The organism is Oceanispirochaeta sp. M1 (assembly GCF_003346715.1).
Lineage (GTDB): Bacteria > Spirochaetota > Spirochaetia > DSM-2461 > DSM-2461 > Oceanispirochaeta.
Genome location: NZ_QQPQ01000008.1, coordinates 54,569 through 71,008 on the forward strand (window position 1 = coordinate 54,569; position 16,440 = coordinate 71,008).

13 protein-coding genes are annotated in these 16,440 nt (G+C 46.2%); 7 read left to right on the forward strand and 6 right to left on the reverse strand.

Translation table 11 applies throughout. The annotated features are described in order from the left end of the window. Positions 1-30 precede the first annotated feature (30 nt). Both DV872_RS07150 and DV872_RS07155 read left to right on the forward strand, forming a co-directional pair. On the forward strand, positions 31-1,629 hold the full coding sequence (locus tag DV872_RS07150) for a cyclic nucleotide-binding domain-containing protein (RefSeq protein WP_114629176.1): 1,599 nt from the start codon (positions 31-33) through the stop codon (positions 1,627-1,629). 2 nt (positions 1,630-1,631) lie between these two features. Beyond that, positions 1,632-3,272, forward strand: a complete 1,641-nt coding sequence (locus DV872_RS07155) for a hypothetical protein (RefSeq protein ID WP_114629177.1) — start codon at positions 1,632-1,634, stop codon at positions 3,270-3,272. A 31-nt stretch (positions 3,273-3,303) separates the two neighbouring features. On the opposite strand, the gene nth is transcribed toward DV872_RS07155, so the two are convergent. The 6 genes from nth to DV872_RS07185 all read right to left on the reverse strand — a co-directional run bounded on the left by nth (position 3,304) and on the right by DV872_RS07185 (position 9,148). Next, positions 3,304-3,966, reverse strand: a complete 663-nt coding sequence (gene nth, locus DV872_RS07160) for an endonuclease III (RefSeq protein ID WP_114629178.1) — start codon at positions 3,964-3,966, stop codon at positions 3,304-3,306. Beyond that, complete coding sequence (gene ispF, locus DV872_RS07165; RefSeq protein WP_114629179.1) at positions 3,966-4,442, reverse strand: 2-C-methyl-D-erythritol 2,4-cyclodiphosphate synthase; 477 nt, start codon at positions 4,440-4,442, stop codon at positions 3,966-3,968. The genes nth and ispF overlap by 1 nt, the downstream gene beginning before the upstream one ends. After that, a complete protein-coding gene (locus DV872_RS07170) occupies positions 4,439-5,098 on the reverse strand; it encodes an IspD/TarI family cytidylyltransferase (protein WP_114629180.1) in 660 nt (219 codons plus the stop codon). The genes ispF and DV872_RS07170 overlap by 4 nt, the downstream gene beginning before the upstream one ends. 2 nt (positions 5,099-5,100) lie before the next feature. Further along, positions 5,101-5,604 carry a CarD family transcriptional regulator gene (locus tag DV872_RS07175; protein WP_114629181.1) on the reverse strand — a complete coding sequence of 168 codons (504 nt, stop codon included), beginning with the start codon at positions 5,602-5,604 and terminating at the stop codon, positions 5,101-5,103. An 85-nt stretch (positions 5,605-5,689) separates the two neighbouring features. Beyond that, on the reverse strand, positions 5,690-7,138 hold the full coding sequence (gnd, locus tag DV872_RS07180; protein ID WP_171832069.1) for a decarboxylating NADP(+)-dependent phosphogluconate dehydrogenase: 1,449 nt from the start codon (positions 7,136-7,138) through the stop codon (positions 5,690-5,692). Positions 7,139-7,198: 60 nt separating this feature from the next. After that, positions 7,199-9,148: an NAD(+) synthase gene (locus DV872_RS07185; RefSeq protein WP_114629183.1), complete on the reverse strand. Its 1,950-nt coding sequence runs from the start codon at positions 9,146-9,148 to the stop codon at positions 7,199-7,201. Positions 9,149-9,459: 311 nt separating this feature from the next. Here DV872_RS07185 and DV872_RS07190 point away from each other — a divergent pair, with 311 nt between their 5' ends. The 5 genes from DV872_RS07190 (at position 9,460) to DV872_RS07210 (ending at position 16,437) form a co-directional block, all read left to right on the forward strand. Further along, positions 9,460-10,308: a hypothetical protein gene (locus tag DV872_RS07190; protein ID WP_114629184.1), complete on the forward strand. Its 849-nt coding sequence runs from the start codon at positions 9,460-9,462 to the stop codon at positions 10,306-10,308. 76 nt (positions 10,309-10,384) lie between these two features. Beyond that, entirely contained in the window at positions 10,385-12,160 is a 1,776-nt protein-coding gene (locus DV872_RS07195; protein ID WP_114629185.1) for a flagellar assembly lytic transglycosylase, read from the forward strand. Positions 12,161-12,203: 43 nt separating this feature from the next. Then, positions 12,204-12,998, forward strand: a complete 795-nt coding sequence (gene uppP / locus DV872_RS07200; protein WP_114629186.1) for an undecaprenyl-diphosphatase UppP — start codon at positions 12,204-12,206, stop codon at positions 12,996-12,998. Positions 12,999-13,113: 115 nt separating this feature from the next. Further along, a complete protein-coding gene (locus DV872_RS07205) occupies positions 13,114-15,822 on the forward strand; it encodes a DNA translocase FtsK (RefSeq protein WP_230391478.1) in 2,709 nt (902 codons plus the stop codon). 171 nt (positions 15,823-15,993) lie between these two features. Then, the gene (locus tag DV872_RS07210) at positions 15,994-16,437 is read left to right on the forward strand and encodes a MarR family winged helix-turn-helix transcriptional regulator (protein WP_114629187.1); all 444 of its coding nucleotides are present in this window, start codon (positions 15,994-15,996) and stop codon (positions 16,435-16,437) included. Positions 16,438-16,440: the final 3 nt, after the last annotated feature.

The following is a 16,440-nucleotide window of genomic DNA, read 5'->3' on the forward strand; positions in this document are numbered from 1 at the left end:
AGAGGAGATTCCTTCTGCCGATATTGAAGTGTGGAAACCTCAGAATTCGATGTATATCACAAGATTGCCCTATCTCATCCTCTTTTTCGCCGCCTGTCAAAGCATGAAAAAGAAGGTCTGCTGGAATTCTATTTCATTCAGGAATACCTGAAAGGGGATTCCGTTCTTTTTAAGGGAGATACTCTGGACAGCCTATATCTGGTGCTGGAAGGGAGAATCATTTTCAATTCAGAGGGAAGCCAGAGGCGAAATAGCTATTTTTCCGGAGATTTCTGGGGGCTTGAGTCCCTGACTGTTCCCCGTAAACTGGATACACCATATACGGCGGCTGAAGATACTGTTGTCCTCAGGTTGAGAGGAGAAGGATTCAGACGTTTTATTCAGAATTACCCCTCGGTGAAAGCAGCGCTGAAACCCAGAATGGATAAGGCGGGCTATCATATTTCCGGTTTTCCAGAAGACGCCTGGAAGGCTGTAAAGAAGCCTGCAGGACAGAAGAAGGGAATGCTTCATTTTGAAGGGAGAACCAGCAGGAAGAGTTTCTCTCTGTTTATGCTGGTTCCTGTGTCCCTTATTCTTCTCGGTCTTATATTGTCGGTGATTTCTTCGTGGTTCCTTGTTCTCAGTGCTGTCGGGATGATTCTGGCAGGCTTCGAGGTCTTTTTAAGAAACATGACACTCTACAGGGTGAGTGATAAAACAGCCTCCAAAAGATTCTTTAACTGGAGAAATTTCAGAAGAGATCAGGAGGAGCTTCCTCTGGATCAGATTAAAAGTATACAGGTCAATGTAAACGGAATATTGAGACATCTTCTGAAAATCGGAGATCTTACGATACAGACAGCCGGAGCAGGAATTGTCTTCAGGCATATAGATAAGCCCAAGGACCTTCAGAAAAAAATGATGGAGCTGAAGAACCTGCAGAATACCGTCTCCCAGGGTGAGGAGAGGGAAAAATTCAGGGAGCTTGTAAGGGATCAGCTCTCGGGTTCTGAGGCGGCAGCTTCTGTTGCTTCACGGAGATATAGGGGCGTACACAGCCAGATTGCTGCAGAAAAGAGACCCGATAGCAGGATCTTCAGAAAGTCCGCTGCTGTTCTGTTTTTTCAGCTCTTTGTTCCGGTCTCAGTTCTACTGCTCTCAATAGTGGCCTCAATTATTCTTAGCGGTGATACGGGAAGAATCTTTCCGCTCATTCTATGGACACTGCGCCTGTCAGCTGCCTTCAGAATCCTCTGGTTTTCCCTGGACTGGTGGAATGATATCTATAAGATTGACCTCCCCTATGTCTGGGATATTGAGAGAAAACCCTTCGCCAGGGAGGAGCAGCGCACTCAGACAGACCTCTCTGGAATACTGAATGTCAGGGTTTCTCAGAAAGGGATTGTTAAGATCCTTCTCAACTACGGGGATGTTCTGATTGAGACACCGGGAAACAGCGGGACACTTCAGTTCTTCTCGGTTGCCCGGCCCATGAAGGTTCAGGCGGAAATCTTCCGTTTCAGGGATCAGCTGATGCAGGAGAAGGAAGAGAAGAGAAAACAGGATTCTCTGAAACAGTTCGGAGAATTTGCCGAGATAATCAAACAGGTGCAGGGAACAAGCCCTGTGAAGACCATGAGGATATAGATATGAGTACAGTTAAAAATAGAAGATCAGCTCACAGACGGAGCCCGGCAGCGTGTTTTCTTATTTTCCTCGGGGCATTGATGCTGCTTCATTTCATTTTTCCCGGTACAGCATCCGGGCAGGAGGAGATCTCCTACTTCAGGAAAATACGTATAGCAGAGGATGAGAGGTTAGTTGGCGGATATCCCCTGGCCGAAGATGAGGCTCTTTCTGTTAATTGTTATAGAATATCTACAATTGATGACGGAAGGATCAGTCGGATTGAATACTTGAGAAGGGGAACTTCTTTAAAGGATCCCTTATTGGGTGTACCTGTTATTCAGTTTTCCTACAATGGAAACTACATCCGTCGAACTTTTCTGGATTCCAGAGGGATGCCCGCTCCCGATGAGCAGGGTGTTTATTCGGTACGTCTCAGGCAGAACTCTTCTGGAGATATAACGGCCGCCTTCTATTATGACCGCTACGGAAACCTTAAGGCTAACAGCAAGGGTATTGCCTCAATCATGTGGGATGTTAATAAAAGCGGCCGAAAGGTTTCAGAGCTCTATTTTGATCCTGATGGAAACAGAATCGGTGACAGCGGGGTATTTGAGCTGCGTTTTCTTTATGACGACAGAGGTAATCTCTCACGGGTCCTGCAGCTGGATGAGAGAGGACTCCCTGTAGATTCAGATGGGCGTCCGGCAGTCGTTCGCAGAGAGTGGGATGACCAGGGAAATCTGCTGAGAGAGAGCTGGTTTGACAGCTATGATTTCCCTGTTTTAAATGACGATGGGCTGGCATCTGTGGTTTACCACTGGGATGAAAAGGGGAACAAAGTATCCCAGGTCAATTTTGGAAAAGACGGTGGACTGAAGGCCGATAAAAACCTGGTAGTCCGCTACCAATGGATCTACGATGAAATGGGTAACCGAATCAGGGAAGAGCATTATTCAGATCTCGGTCTGATGATTCCCGACGCTTCGGGTGTGGCCGTGTACAGATGGATTCATTATCCTCAGGGAAATGAGCTGGAGCAGAAGAATCTGGACAGGACACAGAATAAGGTTCTGGACAGTAATGGATTTGCCTCCTATCGCTGGGTTTTTGATGAACGCGGCAATATTACAGAGCAGAAATACTATGATGTGGATGATTCTCTTAAAGAAGATCAATGGGGAATTTCCATGTACCGTTATATCTATGACGATTTTGGTAATATGACAGAGTCCAGAAGCTACTCAGACTATGATGAGCTAAAGACAGATCACTCGGGTGTGGCCGTATTCCGCTGGAACTATGACCTGAGAGGAAACAAGCTGGAAGAGCTGCATTATGACGAGCAGGAACGTCCGGCAGAGAACAACCAGAGCATTGCTTCCTACAGCTGGGAATATGATGAAGAGGATAATGTTGTCAGTCAGAGCCAGTATGGGCTTTACGGGCAGTACAAGGCCAATAATGACGGAGTTGCCATCTACCGCTGGAGCTATGACAAGTTCGGAAATCCACTCACTGAGACCTATTACGGTATTGATGAACAGTCCGTTGAGAATAAAGAGGGTACTGCGGGAGCAGTCTGGGAATACGATGACAAGGGAAATCCTTTGAGTAGTTCACGATTCAGCCGGAAAAAGCTCCCTGCAGAACTGACAGATTAAATCTCTGTCCTGGTTCAGCAGTTTTACTGGGTCAGCGGCTCTGTTCCACTCCTGCCTTCAGGCAGTAGCTGTCTAAAGGGCATTGTGAACATTTTGGATTGCGCGGTGTGCAGATCTGCTGCCCGTAGAGAACAAGCAGTTTATTCACAGGAATCCAGTATTTATCAGGAAGAACCTTTTCCAAAGCCGGAACCGAGTCATCCGGCTTTTTCGTTTTTATCCATCCCAGACGGTTGGATATTCTATGCACATGTATGTCCACACAGATTGCCGGTATATTGAAACCTAGGCTGAGTACCAGGTTTGCCGTCTTCAGGCCTACTCCGGGAAAGGCAATCAGTTTATCAAGGGTACAGGGAACTTTGCCGCTATGTTCGTTGAGTATCATTTGGGATATTTTAAGAATATTATCTGCCTTGACCCTGAAGAATCCGCAGGGGTAGATTAGTTCTTCAATTTCACTACTTGTCAGCTTCAGCATCTCTGCAGGATTATCGGCTTTCTCAAAGAGACGGCGTGAGGCTGAGAGTGTGACTTCATCTCTGGTTCTCAGTGATATAAGTGTGGATATCAGTATCTTGTAGGGTGTTCCGTTTTCCTCTCCGATCAGTGATACAGAAGGTAGTTCGAAACCCTTCATAAAATCATTGAGGATGATAAATATATCATCCCAGATAGGAACTGTTTTTTTCATTAGTTTTTCGGGGTCAGAAGGACGGTGGCCAGTGCCTCAACGGCTTCACCCCGGCCTGCAGCATCCATCTTCTCCTTGGTCTTTGCCTTGAAGGAGATGCAGTCCAGAGGGATCTTCAGATCTTCCTGCAGACAGAGACGGATCTGTTCCCGATGGGGCCCTAGTTTCGGTTTTTCAAGAATTACGGTACAGTCGATATTGGCTATGCTATAGGAGGCGTTCTCCACTTTAGCCAGCGTCTCCCGGAGGAGACGGCGGGAATCAACATTCTTCCATGCAGGATCGGAGGGGGGATAGTGAGTTCCTATATCACCCTGGGCAATAGCTCCGAGAAGAGCATCAATCAGGGCATGAAGGAGAACATCACCGTCGGAGTGGGCGTCTTCTCCTTTCTCTGAGGGAATAGTAACTCCTCCCAGGATAAGAGGGCGATTCTCAACAAGGCGGTGAATGTCGTATCCCTGTCCGATTCTCATTTTTTTTTCAAATCTCCGGGAATGGTGATTTTAATATTATCAGGATCTCCCTCAACAGTGTGGGACGGTCCTATATAGACTGACCAGATTTCAGAGTCATCGATATATTCATTAATATCCGCATCGGCTTTTTCGTGAGCTTCAAGGAGTTCGGGAAAGCTGAATCCCTGTGGTGTCTGGGCACTGACTGTCTTGTTACGAACCAGATGCTGCTCAATGTCTCCCAGGGGGCTGAGGACCTTCATGGCGCTGATAGTTGGGGTTACAGGTGTACTGTTCCCTCTGTCTATCGTCCCTTTAAGGACTCTGCTGATCAGTTCTTCACTGATATGGGGTCTTGCTCCATCATGGATAAGTACCAGATCGCTATCTGTCTCTTTCAGTTTCTTGAGTGCATTGAACACCGATGCCTGACGGGTGGCACCGCCCTGGACATATGAGATCGGGAAATTAATTCTATGGAGAGCTTTCTCCATTTCCTCTTTTTTACCTTCGGGGTACGTGACACAGATATGCTCGAATTCCTCAGAAATAACAAAAGGAAGAACGGCCCTTTCCAGAACGGTTCTTCCTTTAATGACTTTGAACTCTTTTTTACCTTTGCCTTTCATGCGGCTGCTTGAACCGGCGGCTGTAATAATTGCTGCTTTTTTCATATTTATTCAGATTCTAATTTACTGAAAACCAGCTGCTCCACGTCGTCTTTAGACTTTCCGATGGAAAATGATATTTCATCAATAAGAAGTTTCAGAGCACTGTCATAGAGCTTTCTTTCCAGAATGGGAAGTTCCTTGATTTTGCTTCTGTGATACAGAGTTGTAACAACGGTGGCAATATCTGTAACAGCTCCCTTTTTCAGAAGGTCAACGTTCATCTGATAACGCAGTTTCCAGTCTGTGGGGACAGGTTCGTATTCTTTGGTGATAATTTCCAGTGCTTTTTTTGATTCTGCTGGAGACACAATCGCTCTGAGTCCCAGTTCTTCCGCTTTATCCACGGGCACCATAACGGTCATATCTGATACTTCAAGGTAGATCACATAATAGAGGATCGTTTTACTCTTGAACACTTTTTCTTCAATCTTCTCTATATGGCCGACACCCTGTGTTGGATAGACAACTTCCTGATGGGCTTTAAATAGAGTATTTACTTTTTTTTCCATAGGCGACAGTATACCCTGCAGCGGATTTTTAAGTCAAACCGCAGTAGGGATATAGAGGGAGATTAATCGCTAATTTTTAGAAAAATCAGGCGTTATATGTGGAGGCTGCGACACCCCCGCCCTGACCGGTCCAGTCGGTGTGGAAAAATTCTCCCTCAGGCTTGTCCAGGCGCTCATAGCTGTGAGCACCGAAATAGTCTCTTTGTGCCTGAAGAAGAGATGCCGGGAGCCTTGCTGTTCTGTAACCGTCAAAGAATGCCAGAGCCGATGACATGGCCGGCAGAGGGATTCCCCACTCTACAGCCTGAATCACAACTCGTCGCCATGATGCCTGTCCGGCTTCCATTATATTCTTAAAGTAGTCGGCCTGCAGCAGGTTTTCCAGATCGGGATTGTCATCGAAGGCTTTCTTGATATCTCCCAGAAAGGTGCTTCGAATAATACAACCGCCTCTCCACATCAATGCGATGGCGCCGAAATTCAGTTTCCATCCGAAATCACCGGCAGCCTGTTTAAGGAGCATGAAACCCTGTGCATAGGAGATGAGCTTCGATGCGAGAAGGGCCTGCTCCAGGTCATTCAGGAATGCTTTTCTGTCTTTTATGCCTGCTTTTTCGGGGGCGCTATACAGTTTTGACGCGCGCTCCCGCTCATCCTTGATAGATGACAGGCAGCGGCTGAAGACTGCCTCGGCAATAAGAGTCAGGGGGATGCCCGTATCCAGTGCGGCAATTCCTGTCCATTTTCCTGTTCCTTTCTGACCTGCGCTGTCTTTTATCTTCTCAACAAGAGGGGCTCCGTCGCTGTCTTTGAAGGCCAGGATATCTCGGGTTATCTCAATAAGATAGCTGTCCAGTGCGCCATTGTTCCACTCCTTGAAAATCGAGCTCATCTCATCGTAATCCAGACCCATGCCGTCTTTCATCAGCTGAAAGGCCTCTCCGATAAGCTGCATATCTCCGTATTCGATACCGTTATGAACCATCTTCACATAGTGACCTGCACCCTCTTCTCCAACCCAGTCACAGCAGGGATCACCGTCTACCTTGGCAGAGATCGCCTGTAGTATCTCTTTGATATGCGGCCATGCTTCGGGATTACCTCCGGGCATAAGGGAGGGGCCTCTTCTGGCACCCTCTTCTCCACCGGATACACCGCTTCCGACAAAAAGGATGCCCTGTTCTTTCAGTTCATTCATTCTTCTGGTGGAGTCGGGGTAGTGGGAGTTTCCCCCGTCGATAATGATGTCGCCTTTCTCAAGGTAGGGGAGCAGTTCCTGGATAACCATGTCCACAACGGCACCCGCTTTTACCATTATCATAACTTTCCGGGGACGCTTCAGGGAGGCAGCTAAATCCTTCAGGCTGCTCATTCCCAGTATGGTTTCTCTTCCTGCGGCATTGCCGGCAAGAAAGTTTTTGGTTACCTGTTCAGTTCTATTGTAAACAGCTACTGTATAGCCGTTGTCATTCATATTCAGGACAAGATTCTGCCCCATTACCGCCAGTCCGACGAGTCCTATATCTGCATTCATCTTTATCCTCCGGGGATTATTTTTTATTTATAACTCTGTTTCTCTAATATTCTGATTCATTCACTTCGCTGAGTCCAGTTCTTTCAGCCATATTTCGGGATCACTGTCGCTGGGCATGCGCCAGTCGCCTCTGGGTGACAGAGCGATTGTTCCCACCTTCGGTCCGTCGGGCAGACAGGAGCGTTTGAACTGCTGTGTGAAAAATCTCCAGATAAAATGATGGAGCCATTTCCTGATCGTCTCTCTGTCATAATTTTCGCTGAAGGCTTCTTCAGCAAGTCTGAAGGTTTTGGCAGGGCCGAATCCACAGCGGACAATCTGGTATAGGAAAAAGTCGTGCAGTTCATAGGGGCCTATCACATCTTCTGTCTTCTGAGCGATCTCCCCTTGCTTGTCCGGGGGGAGAAGTTCGGGACTGATGGGAGTGTCTATTACATCATAGAGAATTTCAGCGGCCTTTCTGTTTTGCTGCTGATCGGCCACAAACTGTACCAGGTAGCGAACCAGAGTCTTGGGGACTCCTGTATTCACGGCATACATGGACATATGGTCTCCATTATAGGTACACCAGCCCAGGGCAAGCTCCGAAAGGTCACCAGTTCCGATAACTATACCCTTCAGCATATTCGCCTTGTTCATCAGGTACATGGTTCTCTGTCTGGCCTGGACATTTTCGTAGGCTACATCCGAGGGTTCCCCGCTGTGGTCCAGCTCCTGAAGCTGAATTGTGCTGATATTCTGAATATCTATGACTTCCAGAGGGATATTCAGTTCTTCACAGAGAAGTTCTGCATTCCCCTTTGTTCTCTTTGTAGTTCCGAAACCAGGCATTGTATAGCACTGCAGCCCTTCCAGAGGAAGATCTGCTCTTTTGAATGCCTCCTGTGCAACAAGAAGAGCCAGAGTGGAATCAAGGCCGCCCGAAAGACCGAGAACCGCAGTTTTACATCCGATATGTCTCAGTCTTGCGGCCAGGGCAGTGCTCTGAATGGAAAAAATCTCGCGGCAGCGTACTGTCCGGTCATCACTTGAGGATGGGACAAAGGGGTGTGGATCTATATATCTGAGAAAATCTGATTTTGCTTTAGATTCAGACTCCCGGCCTTCATAGCAGATGGTTCTGCAGGGTATGGCTTCGAAATCCTTACTCTGAGACCATGAGGGGGAACTGAGGCGCTGGTGTTCAAGGAATTCAAGATCTGTATCACAACAGATCCAGCTGCTCTCTGTCTGAAAACGCTCACCCTCTTTCAGGAGTCTTCCGTTTTCATAGATCAGTGAATGTCCTCCATAGACAGTGTCGGTTGTTGATTCACCGGGGCCTGCCGAGGCATAGACATAGGTTCCGATACACCGGGCAGACTGCTGGGATGTCACCTGTTTTCTATACTCCGCCTTGCCTACCAGTTCGTTGCTTGCCGAAGGGTTTGCGATGATCAGGGCTCCTCCCAGAGAGAGGGTGGTGCTCGGTGGAAGAGGAGACCAGAGGTCTTCGCATATTTCAATTGCGAATCGCATAAGCGGGTATTTCTCATCTTGAAAGATTAGGTCTGTTCCAAAGGGAATATTACCGCCCATGATATCAATTGAAGTTTCAAGGCAGTTACGTCCGGAGCTGAACCAGCGCCGTTCATAAAATTCATTACTGTTGGGAATATAGGTCTTGGGAACGATTCCCAGAACCTGGCCCCGGGACAATACTGCAGCACAGTTATAAAGTGCACTGTTGATTACAAGGGGGATTCCGACAATTACAGGAAAATCCAGATTTATGGTCTCTTCTGCCAGTGTCATAAGAGCTTCTCTGGATTTTTGAAGCAGGGTGTTTTGTCTGAACAAGTCACTGCAGCTATATCCGGTCAGGGAGAGTTCGGGAAGGAGAAGCAGATCGGGCTCTTCGCTTTTAACATTATTTATAAGATCGATGATCCATCCGATATTTTTTTCAACCGCCGCAGGTTTGACCGTGGGAACGGCGGCGCAGATTCTGACAAATCCATATTGTTTCATGCTGTCTCCTACTTAAAATGAATTTAGCTCTCCTCACAGTCCATGTCAACCGAGGTTCATCAACAGTTATGACCGTGCTTTCATACATTTATGTGGATTCCTTTTGTGTGTGCTACTTTTATGTATAGTTTTTGCTTGGAGAAATAATAAAATATAAAAAATTAAATTTGAGCTAAGTTCTTATCTGAAATATAACTGTTCTCTAATAATTATCAGAAAATAAAAATGGCACAACTATTGCGTAATACAAAGCAGAGAACGCAGGTCACCGGGATGAATGGTGTTTATGCAGCTTTCAGGAGGAAGATTCTATGGCTATATACGATAAAGGCAAATCATTGTGGGTTGTCGATTCAACATTGAGAGAACGGAGCATGATGGATGGGCGTGAGTATTCAGAAATGGAGAAGCTCAAGATTGCCCGCCTTTTATCTCTTGCCGGTGTGAATGAAATAGAGGCAGGTATTCCTGCCAAGGGTCCCAGAGAGTGCAGATCCATCCGTCAGATGAAAATTGAAAACCCGGGAACCCTGATCACCTGCTGGGTAAAGGCTTCAATGGCTTCCATCGAACTGGCAAAGCGCTGTTCGGTAAAAAGCATTCATATCTGTTTTCCAGAGGATACTATTTCTTATACCAGTTCCAACTCCCAGTTTGAAGAATCTATGGGACAGATGAAAGATATGATTAAAAAGAGTTTTGATCATTTTGATTATGTGAGTGTGGGTATTTCCAATCCATTCAATGGTGATATACAAAAACTGAGCCGATTTATATCCAAGGCCAATCTCTACGGAGCTCATAGGGTAAGACTGGCAGACTCTCAGAATGCAAGCTGTGGTGAAGATGTCCAGAAGTTTTTTGAGACTCTTAAGACAAGATCCAATGCTTCTCTGGAATTCCATGGTCATAATGCCGATGGAGCCGGATTTGAAAACACAATGCGTTCAATCTACGGTGGTGCTGATGCTGTCAGCCTCACTGTAAACGGCCTTGGTGATAACGGCGGTGTAGCCTGTCTGGAAGATATCGGACCGGCTCTCCTCAGCTCTTTTCAGTATACAAACCTAAACTTCTATAAACTGAAAGAGGTTGCTAAGGTTGTAAATACTCTTGAGGGTAGAAGAAAACCCAGGAAAAGAACCACCGCAGCAGCCTGATTCTTTTATACGGTTCTCCCGGATATCGGCTCTGGAGCAAGATTTGTTTTAGGGCTATAATCCGCAGCGAGGTTGTATGAAATTTCATAAACTGCGTCCAGTCTATTTATTCCCTGTGCTTCTTTTTTTGGTGCTGTACGGATGTTACAGTGTCCGTTCCACAAAGCAGACAGAGAATCTGGACAGAACGTTTAACATATTGTTTTCAGGAGAAATCCTGGAGCCTGCCGACCGGATTAAGCTGGAATCCTATTCCAGAGATGATCTGATAAGGCATATGGAATCCTGGGGTACCGGCAGGCAGAAGGCCGCATTTCTGATTCTTGAATACAATGGGCTTGAATATCAGGATTCTAAAACTACGACAGGCCGAAACTTATCTGTAAATCAGAAAGAGAGGGATTTTGCTGTAGAGGATCTGCTTTTGCTGAAGGCAAAAGAGGATTTTCACAACCGGGAATATGAAGACGCCGAGCAGGCTTACCGGGAATACTGGTTTCTGAATATTCATAACTCAATAGATCTCCCTCTCTCATCACTATTAGTTGAAATTAGAAATTCGGTTGTTAAAACTGATGAAGCTTCCTACTGGATAGATTTCCTTTCTGAGTGGAAAGGTTTTGTTGCCTCCGGATTCGGCGGAAGTTTTTTTCTTGGATCCTGTTATGAAAATACCGGAGACAATGATAATGCTCTCTACTGGTATGAACAGTCCATCAGCAGATCAGATGACTGGCAGGAGATTCGGCGTTCACAATGGTATATCATCCGTCTGTTGAGCAGGGAGTTTCCGGATCGTCTTCCCCATTATCTTGTACAGACTGGTACTTTGAGGAATGACGGCGGGTATTTTAATGATGTACTGGATGAATACTACAGTACCCTGGTTCGTTACAGGCGTTGGCAGGATCTGCTGCAGCTGCTGCCGGCAGTTATGGATGCAGGTCTGACAGAATCGGCATCTCAGGGTTACTTTCTTTTACAGAAAGTCGTGGATGCCGGCTATCTCCCCAGCGGTTCTCTTGCTGCCCTATCTGATCTTTACCACCCCGATCCACGAGGGTATTTTGCTCTCAGATCGGCACCTGAACAATGGCCTGATCTGACGGCTGGCACTGAATCTGCCAGGGTGTCTCAAACCGCTGTGGCAGACCAACTTTACACAGTGCTGCTTTCCGCCGGATATAATGAAGAAGCTCTTACAAGACTGGATGAAAGACGAGAGGATATCTCAGCAGACACGGTCGCTGAGTTCTGCCGCTATCTTGAGGCTGAAGGTGACCTATATGAATTGATCCGCTTTGCGGGTTACTGGTTCTACCGTCTTCCTCCCCAAGAGGGGATGGTACTTCTTCCCTGGGTTTTTCCCGGGGCGGAACGGTATACACTCTCTGAAGACATTGTTCCCGATGAACTGATACTGGGAGTTATCCGCAGGGAGAGCGCCTTCCATGAGGGGATTTCTTCACGTGTGGGTGCCGGCGGCCTGATGCAGCTGATGCCGGCCACTGCGGCAGAACTGGCCCGGAAACATAGAATGGGTGAATGGGATCTGATGAACCCCGAAGATAATATTACTCTGGGTACTCTCTATCTGAACTGGCTGCTTGAGCGTCCCTGGACCGATTCCTATGTGGATGTGCTGGCTGCCTATAATGGCGGGGGTGGAAACCTTCGTACCTGGAAGAGACGATACCCCTCATCTGATCCTGATCTTTTTATTCAGAGCATCCCTTTCAGGGAAACACGGGATTATGTGCGTAAGGTTATTGTCGCAGCCGCTTCATACAGGTATCTTGAGACTGGTCTTCCCCCCGGGGAGTGGCTTGATCAGTTTTATCAGCCTTTCTGATGTATATTGGAATGAGATTTATTAAAATAATTACGGAGATTTTATGAGTTATTTACAGGCAGTTATTCTTGGAATCATTCAGGGGCTAACTGAATTCCTACCGGTTTCCAGTTCCGGACACTTACTGATGATGAGACATTGGATGGGTCTGGGTGAAATACCTGTTCTTTTTGATGTCCTCCTCCATGTAGCCACCCTGATTGTTGTACTTGTTATGTTCCGTAAAAAGGTTATTGAGCTCCTCGCTTCACTGTTCCGCTGGATTGCCAGGAAAACAGACGAACAGGATATGAAAAATATGAAGCTGATTGCAGTTATTCTTGTGGCTGTTTTTATTACTGGAATTCTGGGGCTATTGATTTCAGAATTGAATGTGGGAGAAACTCCTAAAGTCGTTTTTCCTCTGTATCTGGTGACTGCAACTCTGCTGTGGTTTACACGTAAGGCAAAAGAGGGAAGAGAGTACCGGGATCTGAATTTTAAAGATGGTATTATAACAGGTGTGGCACAGGGAATCGGTGTTTTGCCGGGAATCTCCCGTTCGGGTATTACTATTTCTGCCGGTCTCTACCGTGGATTTAATCGGGATGTGGCTGCAGAATATTCCTTTCTCATCTCCATCCCCGCCATTCTAGGGGCCCTTATTCTTGATATGAAAGATGGAGTGGAACTTCTTAACAGTATTTCCATGTCTGTAATCGGGGTTGCATTTATGGCTGCATTGATCTCCGGTTTTCTGGCTTTATGGATGCTGGTCCGTCTGATCAACAGTGGTAAGTTCTATTATTTCTGCTTCTATCTGGTACCCCTTGGAATTCTGGGCCTGATCTTCTTCTAATTAACTAATACCGGAACTGAGAATCTCCTCAGATATCCTATTCAGGGATGTTCGGCTTCTTCTGTTCAGAAGAGGCCGGGAAATTCCGATAATCTTAGATACAGGAGAGTCCGTATTGAATAAGTTTACACGTATTTTATCCATAGTTCTGGCTTCAACGGGAGTCTTACTTTTTCTCTTTACCCTTCTGGGAGCCTTCGGTGTGACCGCAGGATTTGTCTCCTTCTTATTCAGTACATTCCATCTGGCAGCATTTTACGTCCCTGTTTACCTCGTACTCTGTGCTCTTATTCTCAATATTCCGCGAAACACTGAAAAGCTGCTTCTCACAATGAATCTGTCACTTTTCCCTTTTATTAATCTGGCGCTGTTGCTTCATGTTGTCAGCGGTAATACCAATATATTTATCTCACGTTATCTGATCACCGAACTGGGGATTTGGATTTCTTTTCCATTTCTTCTACTCCTGTTTTTGGTGGAGTGTGCCCTGATATATAAACTGGGAGATTTTATTTTCCCGGGAAAACCCTGGTTTCCACCAGAATTTTCAGAGAGTTTTAAGATGTTCTCATCGATTAAAGAGAGTATTGTCTCCCTTAAAATGAATGTCCTGAAGACAGGCCGGGAACAGAGTTTTGAAGATCCATACAGAAAGGCTGTATTTGAGGAGTCCGAGTTCTCTCATGATCCCGATGCCGAGGCTTTTCCCATGCCCGACATGCCTCAGCCCATTCCTCCTGTTGAGGTGGCTGATGACAGTGAAATCCAGTCCCTTATTGCTTCTGTACTCAGGCCCGATCTGAATAAAAAACCCGTGTTTAAACCGGACAGACCGTCTGAGAAACCGGAAGCTGCAACCCGGACTGGGGCTCCTGTGTTTAATCCTAATAAAACCATGAGCATTGATGAAGTGGTAAATCCTGTTTATGAGAATGAAACTGTGCCCCCTTCTGTCGCGGCGTCAGTCTCTGCAGCATCAGCTGTGATTCCTTCTGAATTTTCGGGAGTAACTGAAGATCCCGGTATCGGTTTCCTGATGGATGAGCCTGTGGCCCTTGAGTCTGTTGATGAAGTTGATGAAGTTGATGAAGTTGATGAAGTTGATGAAGTTGATGAAGTTGATGAAGTTGATGAAGTTGATGAAGTTGACGAAGTTGATGAGATAGACGAAGCAGATTATCAGGCTCAGGGATATGTGACTGACAGCTATGATGATATTCTTGAAGCAGAGCTGATAGAAGAGTCTGAACCTGTCGATATTCCCCTGGAAGTAGAGATATCCATTGAATCCAAGTTGTCACCCGAAGGTGAGACAGAGAAGCTTGGAGTTCTCAGCCCCGGCCATATTCCAAAACATAAGCGTAAAAAACAGAAGTATGCTGTTCCTGTAGCTGGTCTGCTTAAGGAGTATCCTGATAACAGCTTTGATGAGGTGGATGATTTCACCCGCAGACAGGCACGTGCTCTTGAAGAGACTCTTAACGAGTTCAAGATTGAAGCAACGGTTGTAGGAATATCCAGAGGTCCTGTAATTACCATGTTTGAAATTCAACCTTCTCCAGGTGTAAAGGTCTCCCGTATCGTCAACCTCCAGGATAACCTGGCCCTCCGGCTGGCATCTTCCCGTATCCGTATTGTCGCCCCCATTCCGGGCAAACAGGCCATCGGTATTGAGGTTCCCAACAAGAAACGCTCAATTGTCTCCTACAGTGGACTGGTCTCTTCTGATGAATTTACAAAAGCTGATTATGAAATACCTGTAATTCTCGGTAAGGATATCAGCGGTGGTAATCAGGTGATCGACCTTGCCCGGACACCTCACCTACTGATTGCCGGTTCAACGGGTTCTGGTAAGTCGGTTTGTGTAAACTCACTTATCTGTTCCATCCTTTATCAGAGATCTCCCAAAGATGTGAAACTCATCATGGTAGACCCCAAGATCGTTGAACTGAAACTATATAATGATATTCCCCATCTTCTGACTCCCGTTATAACAGAGTCAAAGAAGGCTTTTCAGGCAGTGCAGTGGTGTCTTTATGAGATGGAGAGACGTTATGCTCTCCTTGATGCCATGGGTGTGCGTGATATAAAGAGTTTTAACAAGAGAATCAAAGAGCGGGATATTGCCACCACACATATGCCGTATATCGTTCTGGTTATTGATGAGTTTGCCGACCTCATGGCTCAGTCAGGCAAGGAGCTGGAAGCCATTGTGGCCCGTCTGGCTGCCATGTCCAGGGCTGTGGGTATACATCTTGTTCTGGCAACTCAGAGGCCTTCAATCGATGTAATTACCGGATTGATCAAGGCGAATTTCCCATCCCGTATAGCCTTTATGGTAGCCAGTAAGACTGACTCCCGTATTATCATTGACATGATGGGTGCCGAAAAGCTTCTTGGTAAGGGTGACATGCTCTTTACATCGGCCTGGGATCCCTTCCCCTCACGTATGCAGGGTGCATTTCTCTCGGAGGATGAGGTGGAACGTGTTGTCTCTTATGTTAAAACTCTGGGTGAGCCTGACTATATTGATGATGAAATGTTCCTTGATGACGATGATTATGAATCAGGGGGCGACGGCCGTGGAGTCAGTTCGTTCTCTGATCCCCTTTATGACAAGGCACTTGATATAGTGCTGGCTGCCGGAAAAGCTTCGGCCTCTTATCTGCAGCGTCGTCTTCAGATAGGATATAACAGAGCTGCACGTCTGGTGGAAGAGATGGAGATCAGGGGGATCGTAGGTCCCCAGAATGGATCAAAACCCAGAGAGGTTGTCCATATTCCGGACAGGCCCGGCAGGGAGATGCTGGACACAGGGGAGTAATCTTTTAAGTCTGTTTGATTTCAGATAATATACAGCCGGGCATAATTCATGCCCGGTTTTTTTATTCCTCTCTTATTTCTGTTTCTTTTTCTTAAAGAAGCTTGAAAGGACAATTTATTCTCTATATAGTTGCTATTGCAAATAATGCAATAGCAATGAAAGAAGGCCAAGATGAAAATCACAGAGGATTATTTCAGTGTATTACCCAGGTTGATACGTATGCTTATGGATGGGAAGACACCACAGAGGAATAAGAATGGAATCAATCTTACCCAGGAAAAAACAATAATGATGGTTTCCGATCATGAGGGAAATACACTCAGCAGCTTGTCCAGGTATTCTGAATTGGATAAGGGCGCACTGAGCAGGGTCCTCAAGACTCTGGAGAAACAATCTCTGATCAGACAGGAAAGGGATACTCATGATAGAAGATCATTCCATATACTATTAACCGAAGAAGGACAGGTTCTGACAGATGATATTAGAAGAAAGATGTCAGGAAATATCAGCCGGATGATGGCTCCTTTAACTACAGAACAGAAAGAAAAAATGACAAGGGCATTGGTGGATCTTTTAGAAATAACTGAAGCTCTGGAATCAATACACAGGACGTAAAAT